Origin of the sequence: Nonomuraea montanisoli, assembly GCF_013363975.1 — a bacterium.
GTDB lineage: Bacteria > Actinomycetota > Actinomycetes > Streptosporangiales > Streptosporangiaceae > Nonomuraea > Nonomuraea montanisoli.
This window is the reverse complement of sequence record NZ_JABWGN010000004.1, coordinates 207069-222691: the sequence shown is the minus strand read 5'-3', so window position 1 is coordinate 222691 and position 15623 is coordinate 207069. Positions and strand designations below refer to the sequence as shown.

The 15623-nt window shown below is 71.5% G+C and carries 14 protein-coding genes; 9 read left to right on the top strand and 5 right to left on the bottom strand.

The features are described 5' to 3' along the window. Positions 1–41 precede the first annotated feature (41 nt). The 3 genes from HTZ77_RS10800 (at position 42) to HTZ77_RS10790 (ending at position 2668) form a co-directional block, all read left to right on the top strand. On the top strand, positions 42–920 hold the full coding sequence (locus HTZ77_RS10800) for a MurR/RpiR family transcriptional regulator (RefSeq protein WP_175589373.1): 879 nt from the start codon (positions 42–44) through the stop codon (positions 918–920). A gap of 124 nt (positions 921–1044) precedes the next feature. Further along, the gene (locus tag HTZ77_RS10795) at positions 1045–2049 is read left to right on the top strand and encodes an aldo/keto reductase (protein ID WP_175589372.1); all 1005 of its coding nucleotides are present in this window, start codon (positions 1045–1047) and stop codon (positions 2047–2049) included. Between the two features lie 25 nt (positions 2050–2074). After that, on the top strand, positions 2075–2668 hold the full coding sequence (locus HTZ77_RS10790; protein ID WP_175589371.1) for a TetR family transcriptional regulator: 594 nt from the start codon (positions 2075–2077) through the stop codon (positions 2666–2668). A gap of 212 nt (positions 2669–2880) precedes the next feature. Here HTZ77_RS10790 and HTZ77_RS48150 read toward each other — a convergent pair whose 3' ends face one another. Further along, positions 2881–4554 (bottom strand): FAD-dependent oxidoreductase, encoded by a 1674-nt coding sequence (locus HTZ77_RS48150; protein WP_175589370.1) that lies wholly within the window; start codon positions 4552–4554, stop codon positions 2881–2883. A gap of 75 nt (positions 4555–4629) precedes the next feature. Here HTZ77_RS48150 and HTZ77_RS10780 point away from each other — a divergent pair, with 75 nt between their 5' ends. Beyond that, entirely contained in the window at positions 4630–5217 is a 588-nt protein-coding gene (locus HTZ77_RS10780; protein ID WP_175589369.1) for a helix-turn-helix domain-containing protein, read from the top strand. A gap of 106 nt (positions 5218–5323) precedes the next feature. On the opposite strand, the gene HTZ77_RS10775 is transcribed toward HTZ77_RS10780, so the two are convergent. Continuing rightward, positions 5324–6565, bottom strand: a complete 1242-nt coding sequence (locus HTZ77_RS10775; protein ID WP_175589368.1) for an ROK family transcriptional regulator — start codon at positions 6563–6565, stop codon at positions 5324–5326. 659 nt (positions 6566–7224) lie between these two features. Then, on the bottom strand, positions 7225–8163 hold the full coding sequence (locus tag HTZ77_RS10770) for an ROK family protein (RefSeq protein ID WP_175589367.1): 939 nt from the start codon (positions 8161–8163) through the stop codon (positions 7225–7227). Between the two features lie 294 nt (positions 8164–8457). Here HTZ77_RS10770 and mmsA point away from each other — a divergent pair, with 294 nt between their 5' ends. The 4 genes from mmsA to manA all read left to right on the top strand — a co-directional run bounded on the left by mmsA (position 8458) and on the right by manA (position 13693). Continuing rightward, positions 8458–10005, top strand: coding sequence for a multiple monosaccharide ABC transporter ATP-binding protein (mmsA, locus tag HTZ77_RS10765; protein ID WP_175589366.1), 1548 nt, complete (start codon positions 8458–8460; stop codon positions 10003–10005). After that, positions 10002–11300, top strand: a complete 1299-nt coding sequence (gene mmsB / locus HTZ77_RS10760) for a multiple monosaccharide ABC transporter permease (RefSeq protein WP_175589365.1) — start codon at positions 10002–10004, stop codon at positions 11298–11300. Before mmsA ends, mmsB begins: the two co-directional genes overlap by 4 nt. A 76-nt stretch (positions 11301–11376) precedes the next feature. Beyond that, complete coding sequence (locus HTZ77_RS10755) at positions 11377–12498, top strand: substrate-binding domain-containing protein (protein ID WP_175589364.1); 1122 nt, start codon at positions 11377–11379, stop codon at positions 12496–12498. Positions 12499–12568: 70 nt separating this feature from the next. Then, positions 12569–13693, top strand: coding sequence for a mannose-6-phosphate isomerase, class I (manA, locus tag HTZ77_RS10750; protein ID WP_205302483.1), 1125 nt, complete (start codon positions 12569–12571; stop codon positions 13691–13693). 16 nt (positions 13694–13709) lie between these two features. Here manA and HTZ77_RS10745 read toward each other — a convergent pair whose 3' ends face one another. Both HTZ77_RS10745 and HTZ77_RS10740 read right to left on the bottom strand, forming a co-directional pair. Beyond that, positions 13710–14051 carry an ArsR/SmtB family transcription factor gene (locus HTZ77_RS10745; protein WP_175589363.1) on the bottom strand — a complete coding sequence of 114 codons (342 nt, stop codon included), beginning with the start codon at positions 14049–14051 and terminating at the stop codon, positions 13710–13712. Positions 14052–14156: 105 nt separating this feature from the next. Then, the gene (locus tag HTZ77_RS10740) at positions 14157–14735 is read right to left on the bottom strand and encodes a dienelactone hydrolase family protein (RefSeq protein WP_175589362.1); all 579 of its coding nucleotides are present in this window, start codon (positions 14733–14735) and stop codon (positions 14157–14159) included. A 128-nt stretch (positions 14736–14863) separates the two neighbouring features. Between HTZ77_RS10740 and HTZ77_RS10735 the strand changes: the two genes are divergently transcribed. Then, a complete protein-coding gene (locus tag HTZ77_RS10735) occupies positions 14864–15589 on the top strand; it encodes a haloacid dehalogenase type II (protein ID WP_175589361.1) in 726 nt (241 codons plus the stop codon). The last annotated feature ends 34 nt before the right edge of the window (positions 15590–15623 follow it).

Here is a 15623-nt window from a genome sequence, read left to right as displayed (position 1 = left end):
CGGGGCGCGTAGCATGTCTCCCGGCCGAGGGAGAGGATCACGTGACGGAGCCCCGTACCGACACCTACGACGAGTGGCTGCGCGCCCGGGTGCCGGAGCGCGGGCTGCGGCCCAAGGCCGCGGCGGTGCTCGACGTGCTCGTGTCGCAGCCCCGCCGCGCCTCGTACGGCTCCGCCGCCGAGCTCGCCCAGCTCGCCGGGGTCAACGTGGCCACCGTGACCCGCACGGCGCAGGCCCTCGGGTTCGCCGGCTGGCCGGCGCTCCAGCAGGAGCTGCGGGCCCGCTACCTGTCGTCGCTGAGCGCCGGCCAGGTCGCCGCCGAGCACGCCGGGGCCGGGTCGCCCAGCTCCCGCTCGCTCCGCCGCGACCTCGACAGCCTCGCCGTGCTCAACCGCCGGCTGGACGAGGCGGTGCTGCTCACCATCGCGGAGGCGGTCGCCGCCGCCCGCCGTACGGTGGTGGTGGCCGACGGCAGCTACGCGGCCGTGGGGCTGGCGCTCGCGCACAACGCCCGCCTGGCCGGCTACCCCGTCGCCGCGGTCACGGCGGGGGACTCCGAGCTGGCCAACGTCGTCGCGGCCCTCGGTCCCGAGGACGTGCTCATCGCGATCAGCTTCTGGCGGCTGTACGAGAGCACCGTGCTCGCCGCGCACGAGGCCCGCTCGCGGGGGACGCGCGTGTTCGCGCTGACCGACGCGGCGAGCCCGGCCCTCGCCGCCGCGGCGGAGGAGGTCGTCATGGTGCCCGCCGAGGGGGAGGCGTTCTTCCCGTCGCTGACCGCGGGCATCGCCGTGGCCCAGGCGCTGGTCACGCAGCTCGCGGCGGTGGATCCGGCGCGTACGGGGGCGTCCATCGAGGCGGCGGAGGCCATGTGGGCGAAGTTCGGCCTCCTCCACCGCCGCCCCGCGCCGCCCTCCTGACGCCGGACGGTTCCTTTGGTGCCGGCCCTTCGTTGTGCCAACAGATGACAAAAATTGAAATCTGTCATCTGTCATGCCATAGTTGTAGCTGACGACGACGGCAGCACACCCTCTAGGAGTCCTCATGCTCACCCGTCCTCTGGGATCCACCGGACCGCGCGTCTCCGCCCTCGGCCTCGGCTGCATGGGCATGTCCGCCCTGTACGGCGACGCCGACCGCGGCGAGTCCATCGCGACCGTCCACGCCGCGCTCGACGCCGGCGTCACCCTGCTCGACACCGGCGACTTCTACGGCATGGGCCACAACGAGCTGCTGATCCGCGAGGCGCTGAGCACCGCCCCGGCCGGGCTGCGGGAGCGGGCGGTCATCGGCGTCAAGTTCGGCGCGCTGCGCGGACCGGACGGTTCGTGGGGCGGCGTGGACGGCCGTCCGGCCGCGGTCAGGAACTTCGCCGCGTACTCCCTGCAGCGGCTCGGCGTCGACCACATCGACGTCTACCGGATCGCCCGCGTCGACCCCGACGTGCCCGTCGAGGAGACCGTGGGCGCCATCGCCGAGCTGGTCCAGGCCGGGTACGTCCGCCACATCGGCCTGTCCGAGGCCGGCGCCGACACCGTCCGCCGGGCCGCCGCCACCGCGCCCATCGCCGACCTGCAGATCGAGTACTCGCTCATCTCCCGCGGCGTCGAGGAGCGCATCCTGCCCGCCACGCGCGAGCTGGGCGTCGGCATCACGGCGTACGGCGTGCTGTCGCGCGGGCTGATCTCCGGCCACTACACGGCGGACCGGCGGCTGGCCGCGAACGACTTCCGCGCGCACTCGCCCCGCTTCCAGGGCGACAACCTGCGCCACAACCTCGGCCTCGTCGAGGCGCTGCGCGAGATCGCCGCGGACAAGGGCGTGACGGTCGCGCAGATCGCCATCGCCTGGGTCCTCGCGCGCGGCGAGGACATCGTGCCGCTGGTCGGCGCCCGCACCCGCGAGCGGCTGTCCGAGGCGCTCGGCGCCCTGGACGTCAAGCTGGAGGAGTCCGACCTCGCCGCGATCGAGCGGGCCGTCCCGGCCGGAGCCGCCGCGGGCGACCGCTACGCGGAGGAGCAGATGAGCATGCTCGACAGCGAGCGGTGACCCCGCAACCGGTACGGTCGTCTCCATGGCCACCACCGACGCCCTCACCCCCGAGCGCATCCTCGAAGCCACCGAGGAGGTACTGCGCCGCCACGGCCCCGCCAAGGCGACCGTGGTCGACGTGGCCCGCGCGCTCGGCGTCAGCCATGGCAGCGTCTACCGGCACTTCCGGACGAAGACCGCGCTGCGCGAGGCCGTGACCCAGCGCTGGCTCGACCGGACGTCCACGTCGCTGTCGGGCGTCGTCGCGGGCTCCGAGCCGCCGGAGACGCGGCTGCGGCGCTGGCTGGCCGAGCTGTTCGCCGCCAAGCGCCGCAAGGTCGGCGACGACCCGGAGCTGTTCGCGACGTACATGGTGCTGGTGGGGGAGAGCAGCGCGGTGGTCAACCGCCACCGGGCCGACCTCGTCGGGCAGCTCGCCCGGATCATCCACGAGGGCCTCGAACGCGGCGACTTCGCGCCGGCGGACGCGTCGCCGGAGGCGCTGGCGCGCGCCGTGTTCGACGCCACGGGCCGCTTCCACGACCCGGCCTACGCCCGCGAATGGGGCGATCCGGGCATCGACGCCGAGTTCGCGGCCCTGGTGGATCTCGTCCTGCGCGGCCTCAGAGCTCCCTAGCGCTGAGCGCTCTCCGGGCTCAACGCTCTCCGGCCTCAGCGCGCTCTGGGCTTAACACTCTCCGGGCTCAGTGCTCTCCGGGGTCGGCGGGCTTCCCGGGCGGCCCACCGCGGCTCAGGCGCGACCGGGACTCCGAGGCGACCGCGGCTCGGAGGCGGCGGGACTCGGGGGCGACCGGCGCTCAGAGGCCGCGGCTCAGAGGCCGCAGCGGCTCAGGGGCGGCGGCGGGCGACCATGACCGCGTCGTGGATCGTGATCTCGCGCCCCTCCGGGTCCACCGCCGCGCGCGGCCGCGTCTCGGCCGTCACCACCTCCCAGGCGGCAGGGTCCAGCGCCGACGCCACCTCCTCGGCCGTGTACATCATCTCCGGGAAGTGCATCCGATGCGCCGTGGTCCGCAGGTCACGCGGGTGGTGGCCGACGATCAGCAGCGTCCCGCCGGGCGCCACCGCGGCGGCCAGCCGCGCGAACAGCTCCCGCCGTTCCGTGCCCGGCAGGTGCATGAACTGCGCCGACACCAGGTCGTACGCGCCCGCCTCCGGCACGTGCTCGCGCAGGTCAGCATGGACCCACTCGACCCGCCCGGCGATGCCCGCCTCGGTCGCGTGGGCGGCGGCCCGTTCCAGCGCCGTGGTGGAGATGTCGGTCCCCGTCACCCGCCAGCCGCGTCCGGCGAGCCACACCGCGTCGGCGCCCTCGCCGCTGCCCACGTCCAGCGCCCGCCCGGGGGCCAGGCCGGCGGCCTCGACCACGAGCTGCGGGTTCGGCCGGCCGCTCCAGATCGCGGGCCGGGCACGGTAGCGCTCCTCCCAGCCCTCCTGCTCGAACATGCTCCTCATGCTGTGCCGGTACGCCTCGACGGCGGCGCGGCGGTCCTCGGCGACCAGGTCGGCGTTGATCGCCGCCGCGGCGCTGAGCCCGGCCGCGGCGGAGGTCAGGACCTGGGCGGCCGCGTCGGCCACGTTGCCCGCCACCCACACTCCCGGCTCGGCCGTGGCGCCGGTGCGGTCGGCGGGGATGCGGTCGCCGACGACCTGCCCGCCCATCTCGATCTCCACGGGCTTGAGCCCCAGCGTCTCCAGCACCTCCGCCCGCGCCGTGAGCCGCGGTCCGACGATCACCGCGTCCAGCTCCACGACCTCGCCCGTGACCAGCCGCACGCCGGTGAGCCGGTCGTCCGACACCTCGACGGCCGCGACCGGCTCCTCCACCACGACGACGCCGCGCGCGGCCAGCGCCTCGGCCTCCTCGGCGCCGAGCGCCGGGGCCTCGCGCTGGGTCAGCAGCAGCACGTGGGGGCTCCACTGCCGCCACAGGTGCGCGAGGTGGGTCGCCACCGGCCCGGTGGCGAGGACGCCGATCCGCCGGTCGCGCACCTCCCAGCCGTGGCAGTACGGGCAGCTCAGCACGTCCCGGCCCCACCGCTCGGCCAGGCCGGGCACGTCGGGCAGCTCGTCGGTGAGCCCGGTGGCCACCAGGAGCCGCCGCGCCCGCACACGCCGCCCACCGTCGAGCGTCACGACGAACCCGGCGACCCCGGCGTCGCGGGACACGGCCTCCCCAGCCCCGGCGTCGCGGAACCGGGCGTCATCGGGGGACCCCATCGGCTCCACGGATCCCACGTCGTGGCGGGCCACGCCGACGACGCGTCCGGTGACGACCTCGCCGCCGTAACGGATCACCTCCTCGCGCCCGTCCGCCAGCAGGTCGCCGGGCGGAGTGGCGTCCCTGCCCAGGTAGTTGTGCATGTGCCGGGCGGGCGCGTTGCGCGGCTCGCCGGAGTCCACCACCAGCACGGACCGGCGCGCCCGGGCCAGCGCCAGAGCGCCGCTGAGCCCGGCCGGGCCGCCGCCCACCACCACGACGTCGTACGTCTTGTCTGTCATGTGCTTCCCTTCACCGCTCATGTACGGGGCCAAGGTGCACCGCCGGCGGCGATTCCGACAAGTAATGTTGCCGCTATGGCAAACGACGAGGGCGACGCGGTCCTGGCGGCGGTCGGGCCGAGGCTGCGCGCCATGCGCAGGCAGCGGGGCACGACGCTGAGCCGGCTCGCGGAGACCACCGGCATCTCGGTGAGCACGCTGTCCCGCCTGGAGTCGGGCGGGCGGCGGCCCACGCTGGAGCTGCTGCTGCCGCTGGCCAAGGCGTACCAGGTGTCGCTGGACGACCTGGTCGGCGCGCCGGCCACGGGCGACCCCCGGGTGCGGCCGCAGCCGATCGTCCGTCACGGCGTGACGTTCCTCCCGCTGACCCGCCGCTCGGGCGGCCTGCAGGCGTTCAAGCAGATCCTGCCGCCGGGCACGCCGTACGGCCACGAGGAGCTGCAGACGCACGAGGGCTACGAGTGGCTGTACGTGCTGTCGGGCCGGCTGCGGCTGCGGCTGGCCGAGCACGACCTCCTGCTGACGGCGGGGGAGGCCGCCGAGTTCGACACCCACCTCCCGCACCTGGTCTCCAACCCCGGCCCGGAGCCGGCGGAGGTGCTCAACCTGTTCGGCCCGCAGGGGGAGCGCCTGCACGTCCGCGCCCGCCCCGAGCGGAGCTGAGGGACCGACGAGCGCGTACGCGCGGTCATGCGGGCCTCTGATCGGCGGCGGCAGCCCCTGGCCGCGGCGACCTCATGCCCTGTGCTCCGACGTCATCCTGTTCCGGTCAATCCGCGAGAAGCGCCGAGAGTTGCGGGGAGTACGTGGCGTGCAGGACGAGGGCGGCACTGCCCACGACGGCGGCGTCCGCGCCGAGCGGTGAGGGGGCCACGTCGACGACCCGGACGTGCCGGCACAGCGGCCTGGTGGCCAGTGCCGCGGCGACAGCGTCGACGTACCGGTTCTCGACGTGCTCGATGCCGTGTCCGCCGAGGACGATGAGGTCCACGTCGATGAAGTTGGCGATGTTGACGGCGACCGAGGCGACGTGCTGCGCGGCCGCGTCGATGACGGCTGTCGCGACGGGATCATCGGCCACGGCCGCAGCCAGGATCGCGGCATGGTCGACCGAGGCCGGATCGCGCTCGAACGCGTCCGACAGCACGCTGCCGCCGCGGCTTCCGGCGAGCCGGCGGTGCGCTTCGGCGACGATCGCGGTCGGGTTGGCGAGCCGCTCCAGGCACCCCCGGTTGCCGCAGTAGCAGTCCGGCCCGTCGGGCAGCACGGAGGAGTGGCCGAACTCCCCGGCGTTGAGCGAGCCGCCTCGGTAGACCTGGTGGTTGAGGATGAGGCCGCCGCCGATGCCGGTGCCGAAGAAGAAGTAGGCGAAGTTCGCCACCCCTCTGCCCGCGCCGGACCATCGCTCGCCGACCGCGGCGGCGGTGGCGTCGTTGTCCAGCGTCACCGGCAGGCCGGTGGCCTCGGCCAGCATCTGCTTCAACGGCACCCGTGTCCAGCTCTTGAGCTGAGGCGGCGCGACGATCATGCCGAGGTCCTGGTCGATCGGGCCGGGGGTGGCGAGGCCGAGACCGAGCAGCTGGTCGCGCGGGACGTCCGCTTCGTCGAGTACGTCGGCGACCAGTTCCGCCATGGCCGTGACGACGTACGACGGGTCGGCTCCGGGTGATGTGGGGCGCCGCTTGACGGCCAGGGGCCGGCCGAGCAGGTCGACCACGGCGCAGGTGAGTTCGACCGGGTCGAAATGGAGTCCGACCGCGCTGCCCGCGTCGGCGTTGAGCCGCAGCGTGGAACGAGGCTTCCCGCCGGTCGACACCCGGCTGGCGCCGGCTTCCCGCACGATTCCCTCGTCGAGGAGGCGGCGCACGATGCCGGAGACGGTCTGCGGGGTGAGACCGGTACGCTGGGCGATCTCCACCCGGCTGATGCCGTCGGCGAGCTGGATCTGGTCCAGCACCACCGCCCGGTTGTACCGTCCGACCTTGGGGAGATTCGTACCTGCTTGTCGCACGCTACATCCTCTCTGCTTGCCGCCGGGAACAGGCCTCACCAGGGGCATTGACATAATAAAACAAATTGATTTAGATTGCCTACCGGTCGGCTCGACACGCCGGACCTGCGAACACGGGAGGGGCCGCGCACGGCGCCGTGACGTCGAGTCGCACGCGCGACCGGCCCTCACGGGATGCGAACCGCGTCCAAGGTCCATATCCGCGAATAGACGTCATCTACGTGCGCGCGATTCAGCGCGCTGACCATGGCGGAAGCTGATTCGTCCGATCGCGTCCCTTACTGCGATCGGGCAAATTGCGCATTTCATCAGCACATTCTGCGAGTACCTGGCCTGCCCCCAGGAGTGGGAATCATGTGTCGGCACCTGCCCGACGGACGCAGCATTCCCGTCCACCGCGACTCCTGCGACCGGGCGGCATGAACCGGCTGCCCCTCTCCTTCCAGGGCTGCGAGGTCGAGGACGCCGATCCCGTCGCGCCTCGTCAGCGTCGCGTCAGCGAGGACGACCAGAGAGAGCGCGAACTCCCCCTGATCGCTCGACGCGCCTGCTGCTGGGGCGGCGACCGCACACCCGCGGGCAAGGCCGTCCGGTTCGAACTGCCCGCGCAGGCTCGGTGAGGTCGCCACCCGCCGTCAGCTGCGACCGGCCGCCGGCGGTCACGCCACCTGCGTCACACCCGTCCCTACGTCCGGGGCGGCCGACGCGAGCCACGCGCTGCGGGCGGCGCCGAGCAGGCCGGACTTCCGCCCGAGCGTGGAGGACTGAATGGTCAGCCGTCGCACGAAGCTCAGCGTGGCCACGTCCGCGAAATGGCGTCGTAGTGGTGCGAGAAGGATCTCGCCGGCCGCCGAGACGCCGCCGCCGATCACGACCCGGTCGAGATCGCACATCGTCGCCGTCGCGACGATGGCGCGGGCGAGAGCTTGGGTGCCCCGCTCGAAGGCGGCCAGGGCGATGGGGTGGCCCTGGCCGGCGTCGGTGGCGAGGGCGCGGGCGTCGGCGCCGGTCCAGCCCTGCTGCCGGGCCCAGCGGACCATCGACGGGCCACTGGCATACGCTTCGACGCAGCCTGAAGCCCCGCACGAGCAGAGCGGCCCGGCGGGATCGACGACCGTGTGACCGAGATGCCCGGCGTTGCCGCTGGGGCCGGCGTAGGGTGCGCCGTTGAGCACGAGGCCGCCGCCGATGCCGGTCGAGACGACGATCCCCAGCATCGAGGCCGCGCCGCGGCCGGCGCCGAGCCAGTGCTCGCCCACGGCAGCCGCGATGCCGTCGCCCACGAGGGTGACGGGAACGCCGGGCACGATGTCGCTCGCCAGGCCGACGAGGGGAAAGTCGCGCCAGGCGGGGATGTTGACGGGGCTCACCGTGCCGCGCACCGGGTCGAGCGGTCCGGCTGAGGCCAGTCCGATCGCGCTGGGCGTCACGCTCTCCGTCACCGACGCCAGCAGCGCCCGCAGCGCCTCGACGAGTTCGGGCTCCGTCGGCGGTGTGGCGATCTCGGCGCCTCCGCGTACCCGTCCCTCCGCGTCGACCAGCCCGGCGGCAATCTTGGTGCCGCCGATGTCGACGGCGAGCACGGCATTCTCATCCATGGTCATCCTGTTCTGATCAGTCCACGAGAAACGCTGGCAGGTGCGGGGAGTGGGCGGAGTGCGCTGCCTGGACCGGGCTCGACCAGGGCGTTGACATAGTAAAACAAATTGATTTAGGTTGCCTAGCTATGGGCGTAAGACGCCGGAAGCGCCAGGAGCGAGTCACGCACGGCGCTGTGACTGTGAGTCGACAGACAAGGCCATCGGAGGCGAGTTGATGTCCACGACATGCCGCATGTCGCGCAGACCGGATCCGCGTGGTCGCCATGGCCTCCGAAGCGCAGAGCCGCGGCCATGACCCACGATCCGGCTCTGCTCGAAATGCGGTCGATCACCAAGACGTTCCCCGGAGTGACGGCGCTCGCCGATGTCAACCTGGCGGTCCGGGCGGGTGAGATCCACGCGATCTGCGGCGAGAACGGCGCCGGCAAGTCCACGCTCATGAAGGTGCTGAGCGGCGTGTACCCGCACGGGACCTATACCGGCGACATCGTCTACCAGGGCGAAGAGGTCCGCTTCCACGACATCCGGGCCAGCGAGCGCGCCGGCATCGTCATCATCCACCAGGAGCTCGCGCTGGTGCCGGGCATGTCGATCACCGAGAACATCTTCCTCGGCAACGAGCCGCGCAGGCGCGGCGCGATCGACTGGAAGGCCGCCCAGCGCCGAGCGCTCGAACTGATGGAACAGGTCGGGCTCCAGGAGGACCCGGACACGCTGATCAAGGACATCGGCATCGGCAAGCAGCAACTCGTCGAGATCGCGAAGGCGTTCGCGAAGGACGTGAAGCTGCTCATCCTCGACGAGCCGACCGCCGCGCTCAACGAGGCCGATTCCCAGCACCTGCTCGACCTGCTGCGCGGCTTCCGGGAGCGCGGCATCACCTCGATCATCATCTCGCACAAGCTGAACGAGATCGAGGCGGTCGCCGACTCCATCACGATCCTGCGCGACGGCCGCACGATCGAGAGCCTCGACGTCAAGGCCGACGGCGTCAACGAGGACCGCATCGTCCGCGGCATGGTCGGACGCGAGCTGAGCAGCCGGTTCCCCGACCACCTGCCCGACATCGGCGAGGTGTTCTTCGAGGTCCGCGACTGGACGGTGCGGCACCCGAACTCGGCCGAGCGGCTGGTGTGCAAGGGGTCGAGCTTCCACGTCCGGCGCGGCGAGATCGTCGGCTTCGCCGGTCTCATGGGCGCCGGGCGCACCGAGCTCGCGATGAGCCTCTTCGGCCGCTCCTACGGCGTGTACCTGTCCGGCACGGTCGTCAAGGACGGCGAGGAGATCCAGCTGAGGTCGGTGGCGGACGCCATCCGGCACGGCCTCGCCTACGTGAGCGAGGACCGCAAGGCGATCGGCCTCAACCTGATCGACGACATCAAGACCTCGATGGTGGCCGCCAAGCTGCAGAAGATCTCCACCTACGGCGTCATCGACCCCGTCGGCGAATACCGGGCCGCCGAGGAGTACCGCAAGAACCTGAAGATCAAGACGCCCAGCGTCGACGAGGGCGTCATGAAGCTCTCCGGCGGCAACCAGCAGAAGGTCGTCCTGGCGAAGTGGATGTTCACCGACCCGGACCTGCTGATCCTCGACGAGCCGACGCGCGGCATCGACGTGGGCGCCAAGTACGAGATCTACGGAATCATCCAGCGGCTGGCCGACCAGGGCAAGGGCGTCATCGTCATCTCCTCGGAGCTGCCCGAGCTCATCGGCCTGTGCGACCGCGTCTACACGATGTTCGAGGGCGCCATCACCGGCGATGTGCCCCGCCGCGACGCCACCCCGGAACTGCTCATGAAGCAGATGACCTCTATGAAGAAGACACCGACCCCATGAGCCGAATCAAAGACCTGCAGAAGAACCTCTTCGGAGGCACGACCTCCAACGTCCGCCAGTTCGGCATGATCTTCACCCTCGTGGCGATCGTCCTGCTGTTCGAGATCTGGACCGGGGGACTGACCCTGACCTCCGGCAACCTCATCGCGGTGGTCAGCCAGTACTCCTACATCCTGATCCTGGCCATCGGCATGCTGATGGTGATCGTCGCCGGGCACATCGACCTGTCGGTCGGCTCGGTCGCCGCGTTCACCGGCATCGTGGTCGCCAAGGCGATGCAGGAGTTCTCGATCCCCTGGCCGCTGGGCATCGCGCTCGGCCTGGCCGTCGGGGCGGTGATCGGCGCCTGGCAGGGTTTCTGGGTCGCCTACGTCGGGGTGCCGGCGTTCATCGTGACCCTGGCCGGCATGCTGCTGTTCCGCGGCGGCAACCAGTACATCGGCAACGCCGACACGGTGCCGGTCCTCGACGGCTTCCGCACGATCGGCGCCGGATTCCTGCCGGAAGTGGGCCCTGACACCGGGTACAACAACCTGACGCTGCTGCTCGGCCTGGCCGCCTGCCTGGGGGTCGTGTGGCGGGAGTGGAAGACGCGGCAGACGCGCCGCACGATGAACGCCGACGTCGCGCCGATGTGGATCACGGTGCTGCGCCTGGCGGTGATGCTCGGCGTCATCGTCTTCGCGACGCTGCGCTTCGCCAGCGGCCGCGTCGGCACCAGCCTGCCGATCTCCGGCATCATCCTCATCGTCCTGGTGCTCGGGTACTCGTACTACACCCGCCACACCATCGGGGGCCGGCACATCTACGCGGTGGGCGGCAACGCCCGCGCCGCGGAGTTGTCCGGCGTGAAGCTCAAGCGGGTCAACTTCCTGGTCATGATGAACATGTCCGTCCTGGCCGCCCTGGCCGGCATGATCTTCGTGGCGCGGTCCTCGGCTTCCGGCCCCCAGGACGGCCTGAGCTGGGAGCTCGACGCCATCGCGGCCGTCTTCATCGGCGGCGCCGCGGTCTCCGGCGGCCTCGGGACCATCAGCGGGTCGATCGTCGGCGGTCTCGTCATGGCCCTGCTCAACAACGGCCTGCAGCTCGAGGGCGTCGGCTCCGACATGGTCCAGATCATCAAGGGTCTGGTCCTGCTCCTGGCCGTCGCGTTCGACGTCTACAACAAGAGCCAGGACCGCTTCTCGATCATCGGGTCGCTGATGCGCCCGTTCAGTCGCGGGGCTCCGACCGCACCGGCAGGGGAACCACGTCCGGCCCCCGACTCCGACAAGGCCCGGGTCGCCGGCTGACCGTCCGGCCGCCACCGACGGCACCGGGCCGCTCACCTGCTCGCCATCACCAACGACCAGAAGGACTCATCCCACCATGCGTAAGTTCCTCACCCGAAGCCTCGCGGTGACGGGCGCCGTGGCGCTGCTCGCGCTGAGCGCCGCCTGCGCCGGCGAGCGCGAAGGCGCCACCGGCGCCGCCACCGGTGACAGCACCAGCGCCGCCAAGGGGTTCGCGGCCGACGCCCTCATCGGTGTCGCCCTGCCGTCGAAGACCTCGGAGAACTGGGTGCTCGCCGGTGACCTGTTCACCGACGGGCTCAAGCAGGCCGGCTTCAAGTCCGACGTGCAGTACGCGGGAGCGTCGACCACGGTCGCGGACCAGCAGTCGCAGATCTCCGCCATGGTCACCAAGGGCGCGAAGGTCATCGTCATCGGCGCGACCGACGCCGCACAGCTGGCGACCCAGGTCACGCAGGCCAAGCAGTCCGGCGCGACCGTCATCGCCTACGACCGGCTCATCACCAACACGCCCTCCGTGGACTACTACATCGCCTTCGACAACTTCAAGGTCGGCCAGTTGCAGGGCCAGGCCCTGCTCGACGGGATGAAGGCGAAGAAGCCGAACGGCCCGTGGACGGTCGAGCTGTTCTCCGGCTCGCCGGACGACAACAACTCCGGTGTCTTCTTCAACGGCGCGATGGACGTGCTCAAGCCGCTCATCGACAAGGGCGACCTCGTCGTCGGCTCGGGCCAGAAGGACATCAAGCAGACCGCGATCCAGGGCTGGAAGGCCGAGAACGCGCAGCAGAGGATGGACTCGCTGCTGACCTCGACCTACAACGGCAACAAGACCCTCGACGGCGTCCTGTCGCCGAACGACACCCTCGCCCGTGCGATCATCACCTCGGTGAAGGGCGCGGGCAAGCCGATCCCGGTCGTGACCGGCCAGGACTCCGAGGCCGAGTCGGTCAAGTCGATCGTCGCCGGCGAGCAGTACTCGACGATCAACAAGGACACCCGCAAGCTCGTCGCCGAGACCGTGGACATGATCAAGGCTCTGCAGCAGGGTAAGACCCCGGAGATCAACGACACCAAGTCGTACGACAACGGGGTGAAGGTCGTCCCGGCGTACCTTCTCCCGCCGGTCATCGTCACCAAGGCGAACGTGGCCGAGGCCTATGCCAACGACCCCAAGCTGGCCCCCCTCACCAAGTGACCACCCCATGTGCCGTCGCGCGTCCCGGGAGGATCCCGGGACGCGCGACGGCGGACCGCGCCAGGAGGCGGTGACCGTGCACACGCTGATCAACACCATCAAGGAATACGACTGGGGATCGCCCACCGCCATTCCCGCGCTCGCCGGCAGGACACCGACCGGCCGGCCGCAGGCGGAGATGTGGCTGGGCGCCCACGCCGCCGGCCCGTCGACGCTCGTTCGCGACGGCGTACGGCGGACGCTGACCGAGGTGATCGCGCATGACGTCGACGCCGAGATCGGCCCGGCCACGAGGGAGCGGTTCGGCGCTCGCCTGCCGTACCTGTTGAAGATGATCGCCGTGGCGCAACCCCTGTCGATCCAGGTGCATCCGAGCCCGGAACAGGCCCGCGGCGCCTTCGACAGCGGCGACGCCAACTATGTCGACCCCTACGCCAAGCCGGAACTGATCTGCGCGCTGACGCCCTTCTCCGCTCTGGCGGGGCTGCGCCATCCGTCCACCGCGGCCGACCTGCTGGAAGCGCTCAAGATCGAGTCGCTGGCGGAACTCGTCGACGTCCTGCGCACCGCCGATCATCGCGACGCGCACCTCGACGTCCTCCGGCGGCTCACCACCTGGCCGCTCGAAAGGCGATCCGACCTGGTGGCCGCGGTCCGAGAGTCGGCCGCCGCCCTCGACGGCACCGCGTTCGGCCTCGTCGAGAACCTCGTCGCACGGCATCCGGACGACCCGATGGTTCTGGCCCCCTTGCTGCTGGAACACCACGAACTCGCTCCCGGGGAGGGGATGTTCCTCGGCGCCGGCGTCGTCCACTGCTATCTGGAGGGGCTGGGGGTGGAGCTCATGGGGGCGTCCGACAACGTCCTGCGCGCGGGCCTGACCTCGAAGACGGTCGATCCGGAAGGGCTGCTGGCCATCGTGGATCCGTCGCGCCGACCGATCAAGGTGACGGCACAGGACGGCGTCTACGACACTCCCGCCCCCGAGTTCCGCCTCCGCCGGGCCGACGCGGGGGAGACGCTGAAGCTGGCGGCGGGTCTTCCGCGCATCGTCCTGTGCACCGCCGGGACCGCGAAGGTGTCGGTGCCGGAGCCGCACACGGTCAGGGCCGGGGAGTCGCTCTTCCTCCCGGCCTCCGAACCGCTCGACCTCACGGCGGACGGGACGCTCTTCGTGGCCGAACCGGGCATCTGACGTCGCGCGGGAGCCGCTAGAGCACGTCGCCGAGTTCGGCGGTGAACCGGGCGATGCGTTCCTCGTCCCGCCGGTAGTGCGTCCACTTGCCCACGCGGGTGGAGATGACCAGCCCGGCGCGCTCCAGCGTCGCCATGTACGACGAGACGGTCGACTGGGCGAGGCCGAGCTTGTCCTGGATGTGGCTGACGCACACGCCGACCTCGTGCGGGTCGGCGATGCCGTGGTGCACCGGGAAGTTCGCCTCGGGATCGCGCAGCCACTGCAGCACCTGGAGCCGTACGGGGTTGGCGAGCGCCTTGAAGATCTCCAACAGGTGGGCCGAGGTGTCCGGCGAGGATGTGGTGCGGGTCGCCATGGGCCGTCCAGCTGACTCGGAAACTCGATGATTAGCTCGATGATTCGAAGAGTATCGATATGATATCCGGCCACGCCCGGGGTGGGACGCCCGGCGCTTCGCGGGTCAGGCGACGGACCCCAGGAACGCCAGCGTGCGCGAGAGCAGCAGCGCGGCGGCGTCCGCGTCGTAGGAGGGCAGCGTGCGGTCGGCGAAGTAGTGCTGGTCGCCGGGATACAGGAACAGCTCGCCCTGTCCGGCCGAGTCGACGACCTCCCGGGCGAAATCGATGTCGCCCTCGCCGGCGAAGACCGGGTCGGCGTCCATGCCGTGCACCTGGACCGGCACGCCGTCCGGCCAAGCGTCGCCGAACTCCGAGAGCGGCACGCAGGCGTAGTACAGCAGCGCGCCCCGGGCGCCGGGCCGGGTCTGGGCCAGCTTCTGCGCGGGCAGCACGCCGAGCGAGAAACCGGCGTAGACCAGGCCGGCGGGCAGGTGCTCGACCGCCCGGGTGCCGCGCTCGATCACGGCGCCGAAGCCGAGCTCCTGGACGTACGCCATCCCTTCCTCGATGCCGCCGAGCGTGCGGCCCTCGAAGAGGTCGGGCGTGTGGACGGTGTGCCCGGCCTGGCGCAGTTCGCCGGCGAACGCGGTGACGCCCGGCGTGAGCCCCAGCGCGTGATGAAACAGAACGACCTCGGCCATGGTGCCCCCCTGACTGCTCCCCGCGACGCGGCTGATCCGTGACAGTAAGTCATGCCTGCTCGATCTTGTCCAGCTCGCCGGGTTCCACGGCTCGCGCACGGGCACACCCGGGAAGGAAGGGGGTGTCCATGGGGACGTTCGACCCGGCCTCGATCCGTGTCGTGGCCTGCGACATCTTCGGAACGACCGTCGACTGGCGCACCGGGGTCGCCGATCAGGCCGCCCGGATCGCCGCCGACCGCGGCGTCGGCCTGGACGCCGGCGCGTTCGCCGACGCCTGGCGCGAGCGCTACCTGCCGTCCCTGCGACGCGTGAACCGTGGCGAGCGGGACTGGGTCCCCCTCGACACCCTGCACCGCGAGTCGCTCGACGACCTCCTCGACGAGCGCGGCGTGGCGGGCGCGTTCGACGAGGCGGCGCGCCGGCGGCTCGTCCACGCCTGGCACCGCCTGCCCGCCTGGCGGGACGCGGTGCCGGGACTGGCCAGGCTGCGGCGCCGCCACGTGGTGACCACCTTGTCGAACGGGGGATTCGCGCTGCTGACGACCCTGGTCAAGGCCGAGGGACTGCCCTTCGACTGCATCGTGTCGGCCGAGCTCGCCCGCGCCTACAAGCCGGCGCCCCGGGCCTATCTCACCGTCGCCGAACTCCTCGACGTCGATCCCGGCCAGGTGCTCCTGGTCGCCGCCCACCGGTGGGACATCGACGGCGCCCGCGACGCGGGGCTCGCCACCGCGTTCCTCGAACGGCCGCTGGAGAAGGGTCCCGGCCGCACCGCCGACCGGGCGGCCGACGTCGCCGCCGATCTCGCCGTGACCGGCTTCGACCACCTGGCCGACGTCCTCGGCTGCTGAGCGAGGCTCGACCTCGGCGGGCCCGGACGCGCGG

Bases quoted from the DNA above. Each gene is read 5' to 3' on its own strand.
- HTZ77_RS10790 (WP_175589371.1), top strand. From the start codon at position 2,075: ATGGCCACCACCGACGCCCTCACCCCCGAGCGCATCCTCGAAGCCACC.
- HTZ77_RS10780 (WP_175589369.1), top strand. From the start codon at position 4,630: ATGGCAAACGACGAGGGCGACGCGGTCCTGGCGGCGGTCGGGCCGAGG.
- HTZ77_RS10735 (WP_175589361.1), top strand. From the start codon at position 14,864: ATGGGGACGTTCGACCCGGCCTCGATCCGTGTCGTGGCCTGCGACATC.
- HTZ77_RS10795 (WP_175589372.1), top strand. From the start codon at position 1,045: ATGCTCACCCGTCCTCTGGGATCCACCGGACCGCGCGTCTCCGCCCTC.
- HTZ77_RS10770 (WP_175589367.1), bottom strand. From the start codon at position 8,163: ATGGATGAGAATGCCGTGCTCGCCGTCGACATCGGCGGCACCAAGATT.
- mmsA (WP_175589366.1), top strand. From the start codon at position 8,458: ATGACCCACGATCCGGCTCTGCTCGAAATGCGGTCGATCACCAAGACG.
- HTZ77_RS10740 (WP_175589362.1), bottom strand. From the start codon at position 14,735: ATGGCCGAGGTCGTTCTGTTTCATCACGCGCTGGGGCTCACGCCGGGC.
- mmsB (WP_175589365.1), top strand. From the start codon at position 10,002: ATGAGCCGAATCAAAGACCTGCAGAAGAACCTCTTCGGAGGCACGACC.
- HTZ77_RS10755 (WP_175589364.1), top strand. From the start codon at position 11,377: ATGCGTAAGTTCCTCACCCGAAGCCTCGCGGTGACGGGCGCCGTGGCG.
- HTZ77_RS10745 (WP_175589363.1), bottom strand. From the start codon at position 14,051: ATGGCGACCCGCACCACATCCTCGCCGGACACCTCGGCCCACCTGTTG.
- HTZ77_RS48150 (WP_175589370.1), bottom strand. From the start codon at position 4,554: ATGACAGACAAGACGTACGACGTCGTGGTGGTGGGCGGCGGCCCGGCC.